Origin of the sequence: Ensifer sp. Root142 (assembly GCF_001426785.1) — a bacterium.
GTDB classification, from domain to species: Bacteria; Pseudomonadota; Alphaproteobacteria; order Rhizobiales; family Rhizobiaceae; genus Ensifer; species Ensifer canadensis.
Genome location: NZ_LMFK01000012.1, coordinates 107243 through 123417, shown reverse-complemented (window position 1 = coordinate 123417; position 16175 = coordinate 107243). Strand labels below are relative to the sequence as shown.

The 16175-nt window shown below is 61.7% G+C and carries 18 protein-coding genes and 1 pseudogene; 13 read left to right on the top strand and 6 right to left on the bottom strand.

The window, feature by feature from the left end:
• Positions 1 to 50 precede the first annotated feature (50 nt).
• A complete protein-coding gene (locus ASD52_RS13150) occupies positions 51 to 509 on the top strand; it encodes a carbon monoxide dehydrogenase subunit G (RefSeq protein ID WP_025425690.1) in 459 nt (152 codons plus the stop codon).
• A gap of 21 nt (positions 510 to 530) precedes the next feature.
• Here ASD52_RS13150 and ASD52_RS13145 read toward each other — a convergent pair whose 3' ends face one another.
• The 3 genes from ASD52_RS13145 to sppA form a co-directional block, all read right to left on the bottom strand.
• Positions 531 to 875, bottom strand: coding sequence for a hypothetical protein (locus tag ASD52_RS13145; RefSeq protein ID WP_025425689.1), 345 nt, complete (start codon positions 873 to 875; stop codon positions 531 to 533).
• An 83-nt stretch (positions 876 to 958) separates the two neighbouring features.
• The gene (locus ASD52_RS13140; RefSeq protein WP_025425688.1) at positions 959 to 1261 is read right to left on the bottom strand and encodes an integration host factor subunit beta; all 303 of its coding nucleotides are present in this window, start codon (positions 1259 to 1261) and stop codon (positions 959 to 961) included.
• 129 nt (positions 1262 to 1390) lie between these two features.
• Positions 1391 to 2350, bottom strand: coding sequence for a signal peptide peptidase SppA (gene sppA, locus ASD52_RS13135; RefSeq protein WP_025425687.1), 960 nt, complete (start codon positions 2348 to 2350; stop codon positions 1391 to 1393).
• A gap of 262 nt (positions 2351 to 2612) precedes the next feature.
• Here sppA and lptC point away from each other — a divergent pair, with 262 nt between their 5' ends.
• From lptC to ptsN, 6 genes are all read left to right on the top strand, one after another.
• Positions 2613 to 3281: an LPS export ABC transporter periplasmic protein LptC gene (gene lptC, locus ASD52_RS13130; RefSeq protein ID WP_025425686.1), complete on the top strand. Its 669-nt coding sequence runs from the start codon at positions 2613 to 2615 to the stop codon at positions 3279 to 3281.
• A 14-nt stretch (positions 3282 to 3295) separates the two neighbouring features.
• Positions 3296 to 3856 (top strand): LptA/OstA family protein, encoded by a 561-nt coding sequence (locus ASD52_RS13125; protein WP_025425685.1) that lies wholly within the window; start codon positions 3296 to 3298, stop codon positions 3854 to 3856.
• 13 nt (positions 3857 to 3869) lie between these two features.
• On the top strand, positions 3870 to 4688 hold the full coding sequence (gene lptB, locus ASD52_RS13120; protein ID WP_057224630.1) for an LPS export ABC transporter ATP-binding protein: 819 nt from the start codon (positions 3870 to 3872) through the stop codon (positions 4686 to 4688).
• Positions 4689 to 4830: 142 nt separating this feature from the next.
• On the top strand, positions 4831 to 6390 hold the full coding sequence (gene rpoN / locus ASD52_RS13115) for an RNA polymerase factor sigma-54 (RefSeq protein WP_025425683.1): 1560 nt from the start codon (positions 4831 to 4833) through the stop codon (positions 6388 to 6390).
• Positions 6391 to 6683: 293 nt separating this feature from the next.
• On the top strand, positions 6684 to 7253 hold the full coding sequence (gene raiA, locus ASD52_RS13110; protein WP_025425682.1) for a ribosome-associated translation inhibitor RaiA: 570 nt from the start codon (positions 6684 to 6686) through the stop codon (positions 7251 to 7253).
• Between the two features lie 172 nt (positions 7254 to 7425).
• On the top strand, positions 7426 to 7890 hold the full coding sequence (gene ptsN / locus ASD52_RS13105) for a PTS IIA-like nitrogen regulatory protein PtsN (protein WP_025425681.1): 465 nt from the start codon (positions 7426 to 7428) through the stop codon (positions 7888 to 7890).
• Positions 7891 to 7910: 20 nt separating this feature from the next.
• Here ptsN and ASD52_RS13100 read toward each other — a convergent pair whose 3' ends face one another.
• The gene (locus ASD52_RS13100; RefSeq protein ID WP_025425680.1) at positions 7911 to 8717 is read right to left on the bottom strand and encodes a helix-turn-helix transcriptional regulator; all 807 of its coding nucleotides are present in this window, start codon (positions 8715 to 8717) and stop codon (positions 7911 to 7913) included.
• Between the two features lie 137 nt (positions 8718 to 8854).
• On the opposite strand from ASD52_RS13100, the gene ASD52_RS13095 reads away from it, so the two are divergent.
• Both ASD52_RS13095 and ASD52_RS13090 read left to right on the top strand, forming a co-directional pair.
• Positions 8855 to 9622 (top strand): SDR family NAD(P)-dependent oxidoreductase, encoded by a 768-nt coding sequence (locus ASD52_RS13095; RefSeq protein WP_057224627.1) that lies wholly within the window; start codon positions 8855 to 8857, stop codon positions 9620 to 9622.
• Between the two features lie 14 nt (positions 9623 to 9636).
• Positions 9637 to 10872 carry a D-arabinono-1,4-lactone oxidase gene (locus ASD52_RS13090; protein WP_025425678.1) on the top strand — a complete coding sequence of 412 codons (1236 nt, stop codon included), beginning with the start codon at positions 9637 to 9639 and terminating at the stop codon, positions 10870 to 10872.
• A gap of 72 nt (positions 10873 to 10944) precedes the next feature.
• Here ASD52_RS13090 and grpE read toward each other — a convergent pair.
• Both grpE and hrcA read right to left on the bottom strand, forming a co-directional pair.
• Positions 10945 to 11565, bottom strand: a pseudogene (gene grpE / locus ASD52_RS13085) (nucleotide exchange factor GrpE); the annotation flags it as partial.
• Positions 11566 to 11719: 154 nt separating this feature from the next.
• A complete protein-coding gene (hrcA, locus tag ASD52_RS13080; RefSeq protein ID WP_057204296.1) occupies positions 11720 to 12799 on the bottom strand; it encodes a heat-inducible transcriptional repressor HrcA in 1080 nt (359 codons plus the stop codon).
• Positions 12800 to 12958: 159 nt separating this feature from the next.
• On the opposite strand from hrcA, the gene rph reads away from it, so the two are divergent.
• The 4 genes from rph (at position 12959) to hemW (ending at position 16105) form a co-directional block, all read left to right on the top strand.
• Positions 12959 to 13678 (top strand): ribonuclease PH, encoded by a 720-nt coding sequence (gene rph / locus ASD52_RS13075; protein WP_025425675.1) that lies wholly within the window; start codon positions 12959 to 12961, stop codon positions 13676 to 13678.
• A gap of 17 nt (positions 13679 to 13695) precedes the next feature.
• Positions 13696 to 14115, top strand: a complete 420-nt coding sequence (locus tag ASD52_RS13070) for a VOC family protein (RefSeq protein ID WP_025425674.1) — start codon at positions 13696 to 13698, stop codon at positions 14113 to 14115.
• Between the two features lie 41 nt (positions 14116 to 14156).
• Entirely contained in the window at positions 14157 to 14804 is a 648-nt protein-coding gene (rdgB, locus tag ASD52_RS13065; RefSeq protein ID WP_025425673.1) for an RdgB/HAM1 family non-canonical purine NTP pyrophosphatase, read from the top strand.
• 119 nt (positions 14805 to 14923) lie between these two features.
• The gene (gene hemW, locus ASD52_RS13060) at positions 14924 to 16105 is read left to right on the top strand and encodes a radical SAM family heme chaperone HemW (protein ID WP_025425672.1); all 1182 of its coding nucleotides are present in this window, start codon (positions 14924 to 14926) and stop codon (positions 16103 to 16105) included.
• Positions 16106 to 16175: the final 70 nt, after the last annotated feature.

The window sequence follows — 16175 nt, the reverse complement described above, 5'->3', positions numbered from 1 at the left end:
ACCTCGCGCGTCCTTGTCGACGCACGGCACCGTCAGTGGGAGGAAAGCGCATGGACATGACCGGCGAAGAACGCATCTCGGCACCGCGCGATGCCGTGTGGCGCGGCCTCAACGATCCGGAAATCCTCAAGCGTTGCATCCCGGGCTGTCAGTCGATCGAGATGAAATCTCCGACCGAGCTTTCGGCCGTCGTCAAGATCAAGATCGGGCCGGTCTCGGCCTCCTTTACCGGCGACGTCATCCTGTCGAACCTCAACCCGCCCGAAAGCTACACGATCTCCGGTGAGGGAAAGGGCGGCATTGCCGGTTTTGCCAAGGGTGGCGCGGATGTGACCCTGGTCGACGACGGTGCGGAGACGCTGCTGCGCTACGACGTCAAGGCGCAGATCGGCGGAAAGCTAGCGCAGCTCGGATCCCGGCTGGTCGATTCGACCGCCAAGAAGCTGGCGCAGCAGTTCTTCACGGATTTCGGCGCAGCGATCGGCGGCCCGGCGGAAGCGGCCGGCTGAAGGGCATGGCCGCCCTGCCATTCAGTTCTGCGGGGCGGCGAGTGTCGCCTGGGTGGCCAGCTTCTCTGCCTGGCTGCGGTGCTTTTCGGCTTCGCGATGCCATTTCAGCGCCTCGGTCGCTTCATTGCGCGCACGCCGACGGTACTTGCCCTGGCTAAACCAGGTCGCGGCGGCACCCAGAATCAACCCGACGACGACGGCAAGAAACAGGAAAACAAAGAACGGCGCGCTCACGGACAGCACGCTGTCTTCGGGCCGGAACGGATTGAGGGCCAGCGTGACGCTCTGGCGATTGGCGACGCTGAGCACGATCAGAATGACGCCGACCGGGATGAGAACGATGATGTTGACCAGTTTCTTGAGCATTCAGCCGCTCCAGTTTTCCGGATCATCGACAGGCCTTGGCAGCGATGGCGACAATCCGGACTCATGACGATCGGGCGGGATGATCAGTCTTCATCGTCCCCGTTCATGCCCGGGTTCAGCCGCTCGCGCAGCTCCTTGCCGGTCTTGAAGAACGGCACCCACTTTTCCTCGACAAAAACCGAATCGCCGGTGCGCGGATTGCGACCGGAGCGCGACGGCCGGTTCTTGACGGAGAAAGCACCGAAACCGCGCAGTTCGACACGGTTTCCGGCAGCCAGCGCATCTGTGATCTCATCGAGCACCGCGTTGACGATGTTTTCGACGTCGCGGTGATAGAGATGCGGATTGCGAGCTGCAACAATCTGCACCAGTTCTGACTTGATCACTGTCGCCCCCTTAAATTCTTGTTTGTTTTGCTTTTTCGGTCTGCATTGTGATTGCCGCAAGAATATGGCCGACGCTCACTTGGCGCGGGCGGCCATGTTACGGATCAGGCTGGGCATATGCTGCCATCCTCATTGAGCATCAACCTGCCAAACCGAAACAAGACCGTCAAGAAACAACTTGTCACCCCCGATTTTTTCGAGACCCCTCATGGCCGGAAAAGCGTCATATCCCAACATCTTGACCCACTCCGAGACGGCCGATCCGAGGCCGAAAGGCAGAGTCCGGCGCGGCGCATCCCAATCAACCAGAGGAAGGTCCTTCGACACTTTCCTGTCGGCCAGGAAGGTGCGGACTTCGTCATCGCCGCCAAGCTTGTCGACGAGCTTCAGGCCCAGCGCCTGGCGGCCGGTGAAAATCCGCCCGTCGGCCAGCAGAAGCGCCTCGTCGCGCGACAGCTTGCGACGCTCTGCCACCATATCGACGAACCAGCCATAGCTGTCATCGATCATCGCCTGGATCATTGCCTTGGCTTCATCGCTCGCGGGATGGAAGGGGGACGGCTCGGCCTTCAGCGGCCGCGACTTGATCGATTCCAGCGAGACGCCAAGCTTGTCCATCAGCTCCTTGACCTGGGGATACTGGAAGATGACGCCGATCGAGCCGGTGATCGAGCTTTCGCCGGCGATAATCGTATCGCCGGCAAGCGCGATCATGTAGCCGGCGGAGGCGGCTAGCGTGCGAATATCGGAAACCACCGGCTTCTTGGCGGCGACCTTGCGGATCGCCTTGTAGATGACCTCGCCGCCATAGGTGGTGCCGCCGGGCGACGATATGGTGACCACCAGTGCCTTGACCGAATCGTTGTCCTCGATCCGTTGAAGCCGCTCCAGCAATTCGCGATCGTCCTGGATCAATCCCGAAATCGTCACACGGGCAACATGATCGCGGGCACGCCCTGCGGTCTCCGCCCAGCCCGACCAGAACAGAATGACCAATGCCACGACGGCGAGCAGGCCGGCGACGATCCAGCGCCAGAAACTCAGCTTCCTGCGCAGGCTGCGGCGATCGGCGATGGCTAGTTCATCCATGTGGGTTTCTCCCGAATTTGTTGGCGCAGCTTCTGTCAGTTTCCGATGGAACATGCTATCTGCGCGGCAGGTGGCATATTCAATAGACGCGGTCGGTCACGGTTAAAAGCCGTGCCCGCCGTTTTCCTGTCTTCACGAAGTTTTTTGCGGCGCCATTGTGCAGCTGCAAAAAGTATCCATATTTGCGACGACTTACACGAATGTATGTAAAATGCGGTTCTCGACGATCCGCGGGAAAGCAACGGAACCAACAGGTCTTCACATGTTAGATCATGCGCCAGCCCCCGGCTTCTTTGCCGATTCGGGTGCGAGCTCGTCGGACGCCTACGCGCTCGCGGCGCGGCATTCGGCGCGCGTCCGGCGTCTGAAGATCATCCTGCCTGTCGTCGCCGGCATCATCGCGGCGATCTTTGCCGCCATTTCCTTCGTGCGCGCCTTCATGCCGGTCGATCTGCAGCTCGACAGTGCAACGATCGAGGATGGCAAGATCGTCATGCAGAACCCTGCGATTGCCGGGCGCAACAAGCAGGGCATCAGCTATTCGATGAAGGCGCAGCGCGCGCTGCAGGATATCGTCAATCCCGATATCATCACGCTGCAGACGATCCATGCCGAAATGCCGGTGAACGAAAAGCTGATCGCCACGGTGGACGCGACCAACGGCATCTACGACCGCGGGGCCAACACGCTCGACATGAACGCCCCGTTCACGATTACAATGAATAATGGCGTCAACGCCGATTTCCAATCGGCCTATCTGGACATCAATGCCGGCGAAATGGAAACAAAACAACCGATTGCGATCAGCATGAAGGGCGGTTCGATCATTGCGCAGCGGCTGCGAATGACGGATAAGGGACGCATAGTAACATTCGAGGGCATGGTGAGGGTCAATCTCGAACCCGCCGCCATCCGCAAGAACACGAATTAGGATCTGGTGCATCCATGTCGGTTTTACCCGCTACTTTTTTCAGGATTTCAGCCAGCCTGGCCGTTGCCGGCATCGGCGCATTGATGATCGTTTCAGGCGCGTCAGCCCAGGCCACATCGAGCAAGATGAAGGGCCTCGAATTGTCGAACGACAAGCCGATCCAGATCGAAAGCGACAAGCTTGAAATCAAGGACCCAGAAAGCAAGGCGATCTTTACCGGGAACGTCAAGGTCGTGCAGGGCACAACGACGCTTCAGGCCGGGAGCATGACGGTCTTCTACAAGTCCGGCGCAGGCTCGGTCTCGAGCGGCGACGCCGACATCGAGCGGATCGAAGTCAGCCAGCGCGTCTTCCTCAGCTCCGGCACCCAGCAGGCAACCGCTGACAGCGGCGAGTTCAACATGACCAAGCAGACCTTCGTATTGAAGGGCGAGAAGGTCGTTCTGTCGGAAGGCAAGAACGTGTTCGTCGGCTGCCAATTGAATGTGCAGATGAACACGGGCGAAGCGCAGCTCGAAGCCTGTGGCGGTCGGGTGCAGATCCAGCTCGACCCGAAGTCACAGAAGAAGAACTGACGTAGACCCGCTCGTGCAACTCCCCTTCCTTCACAAGCGCAAGCGCGTCCGCAAACCGTCGGCGGCCACACCAGCCGCGACCGGTCACGCGGTCGACAAGGCGCGTTATGACGGCACACTGATCGCGCGTGGCCTGACAAAGTCCTATCGCGAGCGGCGCGTGGTCAATGGTGTGTCGCTGGTCGTTCGCCGCGGGGAGGCAGTCGGTCTCCTCGGCCCGAACGGTGCCGGCAAGACCACATGCTTCTACATGATCACCGGCCTCGTGCCTGTCGACGAAGGCTCGATTGAGATCAATGGCAACGACGTGACGACGATGCCGATGTATCGCCGCGCCCGCCTCGGCGTCGGCTACCTGCCGCAGGAAGCCTCGATCTTTCGCGGCCTGACGGTCGAGGACAACATCCGCGCCGTTCTCGAACTGCACGATAAGAACCTGGAGCGCCGCGAGAGCAAGCTCAACGACCTGCTCGGCGAGTTCAACATCACGCATCTGCGCAAGTCGCCGGCGATCGCCCTTTCCGGCGGCGAGCGGCGACGTCTCGAAATTGCCCGAGCGCTTGCCACCGACCCGACCTTCATGCTGCTCGACGAGCCCTTTGCCGGCGTCGACCCGATTTCCGTCGCCGACATCCAGGCGCTGGTGCGACACCTGACGTCGCGCGGTATCGGCGTACTCATCACCGACCATAATGTGCGCGAGACCCTTGGCCTGATCGACCGGGCCTACATCATCCATGCCGGCGAAGTGCTGACCCACGGCCGCGCCAACGATATCGTCACCAATCCGGACGTGCGCCGGCTCTATCTCGGCGATAATTTCAGCCTCTGATGCGATCCGCGGGCGAATCCGGCATCTCGCCCCGCGGTCGCGCTTGACCAAACCCCTGCAATAAGCAATTTTTGGGCCAATTGAAAAACCGGCCCGCCAACGATGCGACCGGTGGAGATTTCATCGGGAGTTTCACGTCCGCATGGCATTGTCGGCCAGCCTTCATCTGCGCCAGTCACAGTCGCTGGTCATGACCCCGCAGCTGATGCAATCGATTCAGCTGCTGCAGATGACGCATCTGGAACTCAACCATTTCATCGCGCAGGAAGTCGAAAAGAATCCGCTGCTCGAGCTTCACGGCGGTGACGACGAGTTCGGTGGAAGCTCCGAGCACGGCAGCCGCGAAGAAGCGGGGCAGGCATCCGGTGAAGACTTCGGCGGAACGGATGAGGCATCCGGCCAGCGCGATCTCTACGACAATGCCACGGCAACCGATGGGGCGCGGCTCAATGAACAGCTCGATGCGGATTTCGGCAATGTCTACCAGGACGACACGGCGCCGCAACGCGCCGACGCGCCGGAACTGCTCGGCCAGTGGAAATCGATGCCCGGCAGCGGCGAAGGAGGCGACTACGATTTCGACGACTTCGTGGCCGGCGCCAAGAGCCTGCGCGAGACGCTTCTGGAGCAATTGCCCTTTGCGTTGTCCGTCCCATCCGACCGGCTGATTGCCCAGCACCTGATCGACCAGCTCGACGAGGCAGGCTATCTTCAGGCTGATCTGCAGGAGGTCGCCGAACGCCTCGGCGCATCCGGCGCCGACGTCACCCGCGTCCTCCTCACGCTGCAGCAGTTCGACCCGCCAGGTGTCTTCGCACGCACACTCAGCGAATGCCTCGCCATTCAGCTGCGCCTTCGCGATCGCCTCGATCCGGCGATGGAAGCCCTCATCGCCAACCTAGAGCTTCTGGCGCGGCGCGATTTTGCCAGCTTGAAGAAAATCTGCGGCGTCGATGAGGAAGACCTGATCGATATGCTCGCCGAAATCCGCAAGCTCGACCCGAAACCGGGAACGAGCTTCGAGACCAGCGTTAGCGAGGCGATCGTTCCCGATATCGTCGTGCGGGCGGCACCCGACGGAACCTGGCTGATCGAACTCAACCCGGACGCCCTGCCGCGCGTCCTCGTCAACCAAGCCTACTACACCACGGTGTCGCGCGGCACCGAGAAGAACAGCGCGGACCAGGCCTTTCTCAATGAATGCCTGCAGACCGCCAACTGGCTGACCCGCAGCCTCGATCAGCGCGCCAGGACGATCATGAAGGTCGCCACCGAGATCGTTCGCCAGCAGGACGCGTTCCTCGTCCATGGCGTCGGGCATCTGCGACCGCTCAACCTGAAAACCGTCGCCGATGCGATCAAGATGCACGAGTCGACGGTAAGCCGCGTCACCTCGAACAAGTACATGCTGACGCCGCGTGGGCTGTTCGAGCTGAAGTATTTCTTCACCGTCTCCATCGGTTCGGCCGAGGGCGGCGACAGCCATTCGGCTGAGTCCGTGCGTCACCGCATCCGCATGATGATCCAGCAGGAAGTCGCCGATGCGGTGCTTTCCGACGACGATATCGTCGACAGCCTCAAGCAGGCCGGCGTCGACATCGCGCGACGCACGGTGGCGAAATATCGCGAAGCGATGAACATCCCCTCCTCCGTGCAGCGACGGCGCGAAAAGCGGGCGCTGGCCAAGGTATCGGGCTTCTAAAGCAGGTCGCGCAACAGTTTTTCAGCGGTTTTGCGACGACGACATGCGAAAGAAAAAGAGCCTAAAGCGACGACGCAAGGTTAAAGCGTATTAACTTTTTTGCGACCTTCAATTGACTCTCCGCGACGCAGGGGATATGAGCCCGCCGCAATTGCCGAGGACACGGTCTTCCTCAGGCGGCCGGCACGACCGGTAGGTGCGACAGAGAGGCTCCCGCAAGCGTGAAAGGCTTGGATGACGAGAGCGCTTGGAATAGACTGGCTACGCAAATCACGAAATAGAGAGGAAACTCCATGAGTGTGCGTGTATCCGGTAAACAGATGGAAATCGGCGATTCGTTCCGCGCCCGCATTGGCGATCAGATCGAGCAGGCCGTTACCAAATATTTCGACGGAGGATATTCAAGCCAGGTCACTGTGGAAAAGTCTGGACCGCGCTTTAGCGCCGACTGCAAGCTTCATCTCGATACGGGCGTGGTTATGCAGGCGAATGGACAGGCCAATGACCCTCAGGCTGCCTTTGACGCAGCGTCGGAGCGCATCGAAAAGCGCCTACGTCGCTACAAGCGCAAGCTCAAGGACCACCACAACGGTAATGGTCAAGGTACCGAGGTGGCATACACAGTGATGGACTCGGTGCCATTCGAGGATGACGAAGTCCCCGAGGATTACGCACCGACGATCGTCGCCGAAAGCTCGAAACACCTGAGGACGATGTCTGTCGCCAGCGCCGTGATGGCGCTCGACATGACGGATGAACCCGTCCTCATGTTCCGCACTCCCGGCAAGGCAGAGTTGAATATCGTCTACAGACGCAACGACGGAAATATTGGCTGGATTGACGCCGCCAATATCAAGGGATGAGTGGAAAAAGGGAGTGCCGGTGCGCCGGCGCTCCCGCCACTTGGATCAGCGGACAGGCCGGAAAATACGACTTTTCTGTGCATGGCACCCGCCAAGACAAAGATGGTTAGAGCCATTGCGACGCATTTATGATGATGTTGTCCGGCTCTAACCGGCGAACGAGGACAAAAGAATGGCATTGGCAGGCTTACTGCACCAAAATGCGATCATCCCGGCCATGAGGGCCAACTCGAAAAAACAGCTCCTTCAGGAATTGGCGGCTAAAGCGGCAAAGATCACCGGCCTTCCGGAACGCGAAATCTTCGATGTCATCCTGCAGCGTGAACGGCTGGGCTCCACGGGCGTCGGCAACGGCATTGCTATCCCGCACGGCAAGCTCAACAACCTGCCGTCGATCATCGGGATCTTTGCGCGGCTGGACACGCCGGTCGATTTCGAAGCGCTCGACGACCAGCCTGTCGACCTCGTCTTCCTGCTCCTGGCGCCCGAAGGCGCCGGCGCCGACCATCTCAAGGCATTGTCGCGCATCGCCCGCGTACTGCGCGACCACGACATGGTGGCGAAGATCCGATCGAGCGATTCCGCCAGCGCGATCTACACGCTGCTCAACGAGGACACGACCTCGCACGCCGCCTGAGCCACGGCCCGGACCGGCCGTCAGTAAAGCTGACGGCGGTTCAAATGATCAATGAAAATTCGAAACAGTGCGCCCTGGCTCGAAATACCGAGCCGGCGATAAATGTTCTTGCGGTGAATGCGGACGGTTCCTTCGGCGATGTTCATCGTCTTGCCGATCGACAGGTTGCTGTGCCCGCGCAGGATCAGGCGGACGATGTTGCGTTGCTGCCGGGTCAGGCGGTCGGCGCAGAGGCTGTCGAAAGCGGTTTCGATCGCGTCGTCGGGCCGAGGCGTCGCCGCCACGGCATGGCTTTGCTGGCGCCAGTTCGAACGCACGGCCTCTCGCACGATCGGCTCGTAGACCCGCAAGCGCTCCAGTTCCTCGTCGCTGAACGGCGTGCCGCCGCGGCCGCGCATCAGCGAATAGGTGGCCTGCACGCTGTCATCGAGCGGAATGACGAAGCCAATCTCTTCGACCAGAACCCCGCTTTCCATCGAGATGCAGGGATGCACCTCGGCCGAGCTTGAAAACTCCGAATGGAAGAACCGGTCAGGCGCAAGTTCGCGCATGCGCCATAGCCCCTGCGGCTGGCCGGAGCTGCAGGCAACATAGAACGGGTCAAGCAGATAGGCGCCGCCGAGATAGGCAGAAAGCGCGCTGGCGGACACCTTGGCGGTGTAGCCGTCATGCAGCACGATCGGTCTGTTATCATAGGGATAGGCGAAGGCAACCGAGAGATCGAAGCTTGCGACCGAGCGCAGCATGCGATCGAGCGCGCCGCCGAAATCCTGTGTTCCGATCAATCCGATCATGGCCGAAATATCGGCCGACTCCCGAGCCAGCATCCGCGTCGAACTCTCCCCTACCCCCGTATCCCGCATGGGATATCGACAGCCCCCTCTTCGTCAACAATAATTCATCCCACGAGGGACCAAGATCGTAGCACGTGTTTAGCCGCGACGCTTGAGCACAGGGGGACACGATGGCAGGCAGACTTTCCGGAAAAGTGGCTTTGATCAGTGGTGGCGCCGGTGGCTGCGGGCTTGCCGCATCCGAACTCTTTGCCCGCGAAGGGGCCAAGGTCGGCATCGTCGATCTGCCACGCAGCAAGGGCGAAGAGGTTGCCGCCGCCATCCGCGCAAACGGCGGCGATGCGATCTTCGCGCCGGCCGACGTCTCGATTTCTGCGCAGGTGAGCTCGGCCGTCAAGGCGGTCGAAGCAGCCTTCGGCGCGATCACCGTTCTCTTCAACCATGCCGGCATCCTGGCGGTCGGGCCCTTTCTGGAGACGGAAGAGGACGAATGGGACCGGCTGATGGCCGTCAACGTGCGCAGCATGTTCCTGATGACCAAGGCGGTGCTTCCAGGGATGCTCGCCGCCGGCGGCGGCAGCATCGTCTGCACCTCGTCGATCTCGGCCGTGGCGGCGACGCCGATGGAAGTGCTCTACGACACGACGAAGGGCGCCTGCCACATGTTCGCCCGTGCCATCGCGGTTGAGTTCCGCGACCGCGGCATCCGCTGCAACGCCGTCTGCCCCGGCTTCATCGCCACCGATCACGGCAAGCGCGAACTGGTGGGCCTCAGGAAATACGGCGTCGATGTCTCGGAAGCGGCGATCGCTGCCCAGCAGGGGCGGATGTGCGACCCGAAAGAGGTCGCCAATGCCGCGCTGTTTCTGGCCAGCGACGAGGCAAGCTTCGTCAACGGCACGCATCTGTTCGTCGACAATTGCTTCACAGCGGTCTGAGAGAGGGGAAAGATATGCTTCAGACGGGCGGCCACTGGCGCAACTGGGTCGGAAACCAATCCTGCATCGTGCGCCAGCGCGGTGCACCCGAGAGCGAGGCGGCGCTCGCCGAAATGGTCCGCGAGGCGACGTCGCAAGGGCTCAATGTGCGCTGCGCCGGCTCCGGCCATTCCTTCACGCCGGTGGCGCTGACCAGCGGGCTCCACCTGACGCTTGCCAACATGCAGGGCGTGGTCGCCATCGACCAGGCGCGCAAACGCGTCTCGGTCCGGGCGGGAACGACGATCAACCAATTGGGCAAGGTATTGAAGTCGAACGGCCTCTCGCTGATCAACCAGGGCGACATCGACAGCCAGGCGCTGGCTGGGGCGCTCACCACCGGCACCCACGGCACGGGAGCAGCACTTGGCAACATGGCCTCGCAGATCGTCGGCATGCGGCTCGTTGAGCCCGACGGCAGCATTCTCGTCGTCGACGAGACGACGCCGGACCTGCTGGAGGCGGCCCGCGTCTCGATCGGCATGCTCGGCGTGATCTCCGAGATCACGCTGCAGGCGATGGACAGCTACAACCTGCATGAAAAGCTCTGGCGCTGCACATTCGACGAGATGATCGAGCAGCACGACGAACTCGCCGCCAAGCATCGGCACTTCGGCTTCTTCTGGTGCCCGGTTTCCGAAAGCCGGCATTGCTATTGCCTGCCGGATACCGCGTCGGTTTCGACGACGGACAAGACGTCCGACGTCTGCGAGATGAAGGTGATCGACATCACCGACCGGCCGCCGATGGAGCAGGGGTTCGAGAAGATCGCCTATTCCTCGGAGATCTATCCGATCGAGTATGTGCCGAACTTCCACGAACTTGAATATGCGGTGCCCATCGCCCACGGCAAGGAGGCTGTAAAAGCTGTGCGCAAGCTGATGCTGGAAAAGCACCCGACCTGCATCTACCCGATCGAATACCGCTTCACCGCAGGCGACACCGGCTGGATCAGCCCGTTCTACGAGCAGGATTCGATCACGCTTTCCGTCTCGGGCGAGCCGGGCACGGACTATTGGGAGTATCTCAAAGACGTCGATACGATCCTGCGCCAATACGGCTCGCGGCCGCATTGGGGGAAGCTGCATTTCCTCGGCGCGGAGGACGTGACTGCGCTCTATCCACGATCCGGCGATTTCCGGGCATTACGGGCGAAAGTCGACCCGGAGGGCCGTTTCCTCAACGATCACCTGCGGCAGTTGTTCGGTTGATATGATTGCCGAAAACAAGAAACGCCGCGCATCCGAGTGGACGCGCGGCGTTGAAATGGATCAGACCGCAGCTCAGGCCGCCGGGCTGTCGCCTTCCGTAGCTGCCGCCTTCGGGCCGCCCTTGGATACGCCGACCATGGCCGGGCGCAGCACGCGGTCGCCGATGGTGTAGCCGGCCTGAACGACCTGCAGCACCGTGTTGTTCGGCACGTCGGCGTTCGGGATTTCGAACATTGCCTGGTGGAAGTTCGGGTCGAACTTCTGGCCTTCCGGCTCAAGCTTCTTCACGCCGTGACGTTCCAGCGCCGACAGCATGGCGCGCTCGGTCATCTCGACACCTTCGATGAGGGCAGTAAGGCCCGCTTCTCCGGCTTCCTTCGCTTCAGCCGGGATGGCATCGAGCGCACGGCGCAGATTGTCGGAGACGGCGAGCATGTCGCGGGCAAAACCAGCAACGGAATAGGACTTGGCATCCTTGACGTCGCGTTCGGTGCGGCGGCGCAGGTTGTCCATTTCGGCGGCGAGCCTTAGATACTTGTCGCGCAGGTCGTTGTTCTCAGCCCTTGCAAGCTCCAGCGGATCGGGCTCGGCAACCGGCGCCGCTTCCACAACCTCGGGCGTATCGTTGACTGCCTCGTCGGTCGCGGCAGCTTCGTGTCCGTGCTTGTTTGTTTCGTCGGTCATGACGTTCTCCGGTGTTCGTCTGTCTTGTCTTCCGCATTCCGACGCCCGCGCGCAACGATGGCCGCATGGCGTAAAATGCCCAGTGACTGGATTTGATGCCGATATCGAGGTTTAGGGCCGAAAAATCAAGGGTTCAATGCTGCCTGTGGCCAAAAGCGCCTGATCAGCGCGAAAGCCGCGACATCAACTGCGCGGTATAATCGACCATCGGCACGATGCGCGAATAGTTGAGCCGCGTCGGACCGATGACGCCGACGGCGCCGACGATGCGATCTTCACTGTCGCGATAGGGCGCAACGATCAGCGACGAACCGGACAATGAAAACAACTTGTTCTCCGAACCGATGAAGATCCTGACACCCGGGCCGCTCTCTGCGAGGTCAAGCAGCTCGATCAGGCTGTCCTTCTTTTCCAGGTCGTCGAAGAGCATGCGCAGGCGGTCGATATCCTCGGTTCCCTCCAGGCCCTCGAGCAGGTTGGCCCGGCCGCGAACGATCAGCCGTGCCGGCTTTTCATCGCCCTCGTTGCCCGACCAGATCGCCAGTCCACGCTCGACCAGATCCTGGGACAGGGCATCGAGTTCGCTGCGCACGGTCTGCTTGACGGTTTCGAGCTGCGAGCGCACCTCGCCGATCGTCTGGCCGGCGAGATGGGCATTCAAGAAGTTCGCTGCTTCCGTCAGTTGCGAGCTCGTCACGCCGGCGGGAAGCTCGATGATGCGGTTTTCGACCTGGTCATGCTCGCCGACGAGCACGGCCAGCGCCTTGGTGGGCGCCAGCCGGATGAATTCGACATGCTTGAGCACCGGATCGTTCTTGGCGGTGATCACGAGGCCGGCGCCGCGCGACATGCCCGACAGCATCTGGCTTGCCTCTGCCAGCAGCGTATCGACCGGCTGGGCATGGTCGCTCAACCGCACGTGCCGATCGATCGAAGCACGATCTTCTGGGGAGAGATTGCCGACCTGCATGAAGGCGTCGACGAAGAAACGCAGGCCCGTCTGCGTCGGCAGGCGGCCGGCGCTGATGTGCGGCGAATAGATCAGCCCGAGATCTTCGAGGTCGCTCATCACATTGCGCACGGACGCCGGCGACAGCGACATCGGCAGCAACCGCGAAAGGTTGCGTGAGCCGAGAGGCTCTCCGCTGTTCAAATAGGTTTCGACGATGCGACGGAAGATTTCACCGGAACGCTCGTCCAGCGCCGCCGCGATATCGGTCACTCCGGGATTGCGCAGTACCATGTCGCTCCATGTTCGCAGGCCAATCCTGCCGCCGGAAATATAGTGATCCCCGCGCCCGATAGCAAAAGGGAAAAATCGCCCCGATCCCCGGCTGTCCACCGGTTCCCTTTGGCTGCGCCATGCTCTAGAAGGCTCACCAGATACGATAGGAGTTTGATGATGCGGCCATCCGGCAGAAAAATCGACCAAATGCGCAAGGTTTCGTTCGAGCGCAATTTCTCCAAGCACGCGGAAGGCTCCTGTCTGGTGCGATTCGGCGATACGCACGTGCTGTGCACAGCCAGCCTTGAGGAAAAGGTTCCGGCCTGGCTGCGCAACGGCGGCAAGGGTTGGGTGACGGCCGAATACGGCATGCTGCCGCGCGCCACCGGCGAGCGCATGCGTCGCGAAGCCTCGAGCGGCAAGCAGAGCGGCCGCACCCAGGAAATCCAGCGCTTGATCGGCCGGTCGCTGCGCGCCGTCGTCGATCTGCCCGCACTCGGCGAACGCCAGATCTCGATCGACTGCGACGTCATCCAGGCTGATGGCGGCACGCGCACGGCCTCGATCACCGGCGCCTGGGTGGCGCTGCATGACTGCCTGAAGTGGATGGAAGCCCGCAACATGGTGAAGGTCGAGAAGGTCCTGAAGGACCATGTCGCCGCCATATCCTGTGGCATCTTCGCCAACCAGTCGATCATCGACCTCGACTACCTCGAAGATTCCGCCGCCGAGACCGACGCGAATTTCGTCATGACCGGCACCGGCGGCATTGTCGAGATCCAGGGCACGGCCGAAGGCAAACCCTTCAGCGAAGCGGAATTCGCAAGCCTGCTCGGACTGGCAAAGACCGGCATTGCCGAGCTTGTCGCACTGCAGAAGCAGGCGATCGCCGGCTGACGAGAAGGACGGAGACGATGGCCCCGGCGCTGGATGGCATTCTTGAGACTGCGCTCTATGCGTCGGATCTCGACGCCGCCGAGGCCTTCTACAGCGGTGTGCTGGGGCTGGAGAAGATTACACGGCGGGAGAACCGACATGTGTTCTTTCGCTGTGGCTCGGGCGTTCTGCTGATTTTCAATCCTGCGGAAACGGTCAAACCGCCTTCGCCGGATGCGGCCCTGCCGGTGCCGCCGCACGGCACCACCGGCCAGGGCCACATGTGCTTCCGCGTTTCCGCGTCGGCACTCGACGCCTGGAGGGCCAAGCTGGAAACGGCGGGTGTCACGATCGAAGCCGATGTTGTCTGGCCGAACGGCACGCGCTCCTTCTACTTCCGCGATCCGGCCGGCAACAGCCTCGAATGCGCGGAACCGGGCCTCTGGTCCATCGAATGAACCGCGGCCTTCGCGCCGCATCTTTTAAGAGACGACACATCATGCGCACACTGGATGACAAGACGCTCATCGTCGCCAGCCACAATGCCGGCAAGATCCGCGAGATCCGCGACCTGATCGGGCCGCTCGGCTTCGAGGCCAAGTCGGCAGCCGACCTCGACTTCGTCGAACCGGATGAGACCGGCACGACCTTCGAGGAAAACGCGACGATCAAGGCGCTCGCCTCGGCCAAGGCCTCGGGCCTGCCGGCGCTTTCGGACGATTCCGGCCTGGCGATCGACGCACTTGATGGCGCACCTGGCGTCTACACCGCCAACTGGGCCGAACGCGAAGACGGCAGCCGCGATTTCGCCATGGCGATGGAAAAGGTCGAAAAGGCGCTGCAGGGCAAGGGCGCAAGTGCGCCTGAAAAACGCACGGCCCGTTTCGTCTCGGTGCTTTGCCTTGCCTGGCCAGACGGCCATGTCGAACTTTTCCGCGGCGAGGTCGAGGGCCATGTCGTGTGGCCGCCGCGCGGCGACCAGGGTTTTGGCTACGATCCGGTCTTTCAGCCGAAGGGTTACGACACTACATTCGGCGAGATGAGCGCGGACGAGAAACACGGCTGGAAGCCGGGCGATGCTGAAGCGCTGTCGCACCGTGCCCGCGCCTTCAAGATCTTCGCCGAAACCTGCCTTGGAGCGGGCTGAGGAAACGTGTATGCGGTTTTCCGCAACATCCCGCTCCAATTTGTTAGAAGCGATCGCGGTCATGACTTCGGGTCGATCGGCCCAAGGTCAACGTGATCTACCGCATGAGAGACGCAACGATGCAGACGGCCACGCTATCGGCACTCGGTGACGGCATGGATCCCGGTTTCGGGATCTATGTGCACTGGCCGTTCTGCGCGGCCAAATGCCCCTATTGCGACTTCAACAGCCACGTGCGCCACCAGCCGATCGACCAGCCGCGTTTCGTCGCCGCTTTCCTCAAGGAAATGGCGGAGGCGCGTGAGCTTTCCGGTCCACGCACCGTCACCAGCATCTTCATCGGCGGCGGCACGCCGTCGTTGATGGATCCGGCAACGGTCGACGCTATCCTCTCGGGCATCGCCCGCGAATGGCATGTGCCCGATGGCATCGAGATCACCATGGAGGCGAACCCTTCGAGTGTCGAGGCGACGCGCTTCCACGGCTATCGCGCGGCCGGCGTCAACCGTGTCTCGCTCGGCGTGCAGGCGCTGAACGACCGGGACCTCAAATTTCTCGGCCGGCTGCACAATGTCGAAGACGCGCTGAAAGCGATCCGGCTGGCGCGCGAGATCTTCCCGCGCATGTCCTTCGACCTGATCTATGCCCGCCCCAACCAGACGGTCGAGGAATGGGAACGCGAGCTCAAGGAGGCCGTCTCCTATGCCGTCGACCACCTGTCGCTCTACCAGCTGACGATCGAGGAGGGCACGCCCTTCTTCGGCCTGCACAAGGCCGGCAAGCTGATCGTTCCTGATGGTGAGCAATCGGCGGTCCTCTACGAGGCGACCCAAGACATCACGGCGGCGATCGGCATGCCCGCCTACGAGGTCTCCAACCATGCCCGCCCTGGTGCCGAGAGCCGGCACAACCTCACCTACTGGCGCTATGGCGACTATGCCGGCGTCGGGCCTGGTGCCCATGGCCGCCTCAGCGTCGGCGGCGCCAAGCTGGCGACGGCGACCGAGCGCAAGCCGGAGGAATGGCTGCGGCTGGTCGAAACCTACGGCCACGGCATGGTCGAGCGCGAAGTGCTCGACCTCGAGGCCCAGTCCGACGAATTGTTACTGATGGGCCTGCGCCTCAAGGAAGGCGTCGATCTCGCCCGCTGGCAGACGCTGTCCGGCCGCGATCCCGATCCAGACCGCGAGCAGTTCCTGATCGACCACGGGTTCATCGAGCGGCTGGGAAATTCCCGCCTGCGCTGCACGCCTTCCGGCATGTTGATTCTCGACGCCGTCGTCGCCGACCTCGCCTGCTAGCGCTTTTCCAGGAAAAGTGCGAAGCGGTTTTCCGTCAGGAAATGCGTAGAGCAAGGAAATATCGCGTCTC

Bases quoted from the DNA above. Each gene is read 5' to 3' on its own strand.
- ASD52_RS13150 (WP_025425690.1), top strand. From the start codon at position 51: ATGGACATGACCGGCGAAGAACGCATCTCGGCACCGCGCGATGCCGTG.
- ASD52_RS13145 (WP_025425689.1), bottom strand. From the start codon at position 875: ATGCTCAAGAAACTGGTCAACATCATCGTTCTCATCCCGGTCGGCGTC.
- sppA (WP_025425687.1), bottom strand. From the start codon at position 2,350: ATGGATGAACTAGCCATCGCCGATCGCCGCAGCCTGCGCAGGAAGCTG.
- lptC (WP_025425686.1), top strand. From the start codon at position 2,613: ATGTTAGATCATGCGCCAGCCCCCGGCTTCTTTGCCGATTCGGGTGCG.
- ASD52_RS13125 (WP_025425685.1), top strand. From the start codon at position 3,296: ATGTCGGTTTTACCCGCTACTTTTTTCAGGATTTCAGCCAGCCTGGCC.
- rpoN (WP_025425683.1), top strand. From the start codon at position 4,831: ATGGCATTGTCGGCCAGCCTTCATCTGCGCCAGTCACAGTCGCTGGTC.
- raiA (WP_025425682.1), top strand. From the start codon at position 6,684: ATGAGTGTGCGTGTATCCGGTAAACAGATGGAAATCGGCGATTCGTTC.
- ptsN (WP_025425681.1), top strand. From the start codon at position 7,426: ATGGCATTGGCAGGCTTACTGCACCAAAATGCGATCATCCCGGCCATG.
- ASD52_RS13100 (WP_025425680.1), bottom strand. From the start codon at position 8,717: ATGCTGGCTCGGGAGTCGGCCGATATTTCGGCCATGATCGGATTGATC.
- ASD52_RS13095 (WP_057224627.1), top strand. From the start codon at position 8,855: ATGGCAGGCAGACTTTCCGGAAAAGTGGCTTTGATCAGTGGTGGCGCC.
- ASD52_RS13090 (WP_025425678.1), top strand. From the start codon at position 9,637: ATGCTTCAGACGGGCGGCCACTGGCGCAACTGGGTCGGAAACCAATCC.
- hrcA (WP_057204296.1), bottom strand. From the start codon at position 12,799: ATGGTACTGCGCAATCCCGGAGTGACCGATATCGCGGCGGCGCTGGAC.
- rph (WP_025425675.1), top strand. From the start codon at position 12,959: ATGCGGCCATCCGGCAGAAAAATCGACCAAATGCGCAAGGTTTCGTTC.
- ASD52_RS13070 (WP_025425674.1), top strand. From the start codon at position 13,696: ATGGCCCCGGCGCTGGATGGCATTCTTGAGACTGCGCTCTATGCGTCG.
- rdgB (WP_025425673.1), top strand. From the start codon at position 14,157: ATGCGCACACTGGATGACAAGACGCTCATCGTCGCCAGCCACAATGCC.
- hemW (WP_025425672.1), top strand. From the start codon at position 14,924: ATGCAGACGGCCACGCTATCGGCACTCGGTGACGGCATGGATCCCGGT.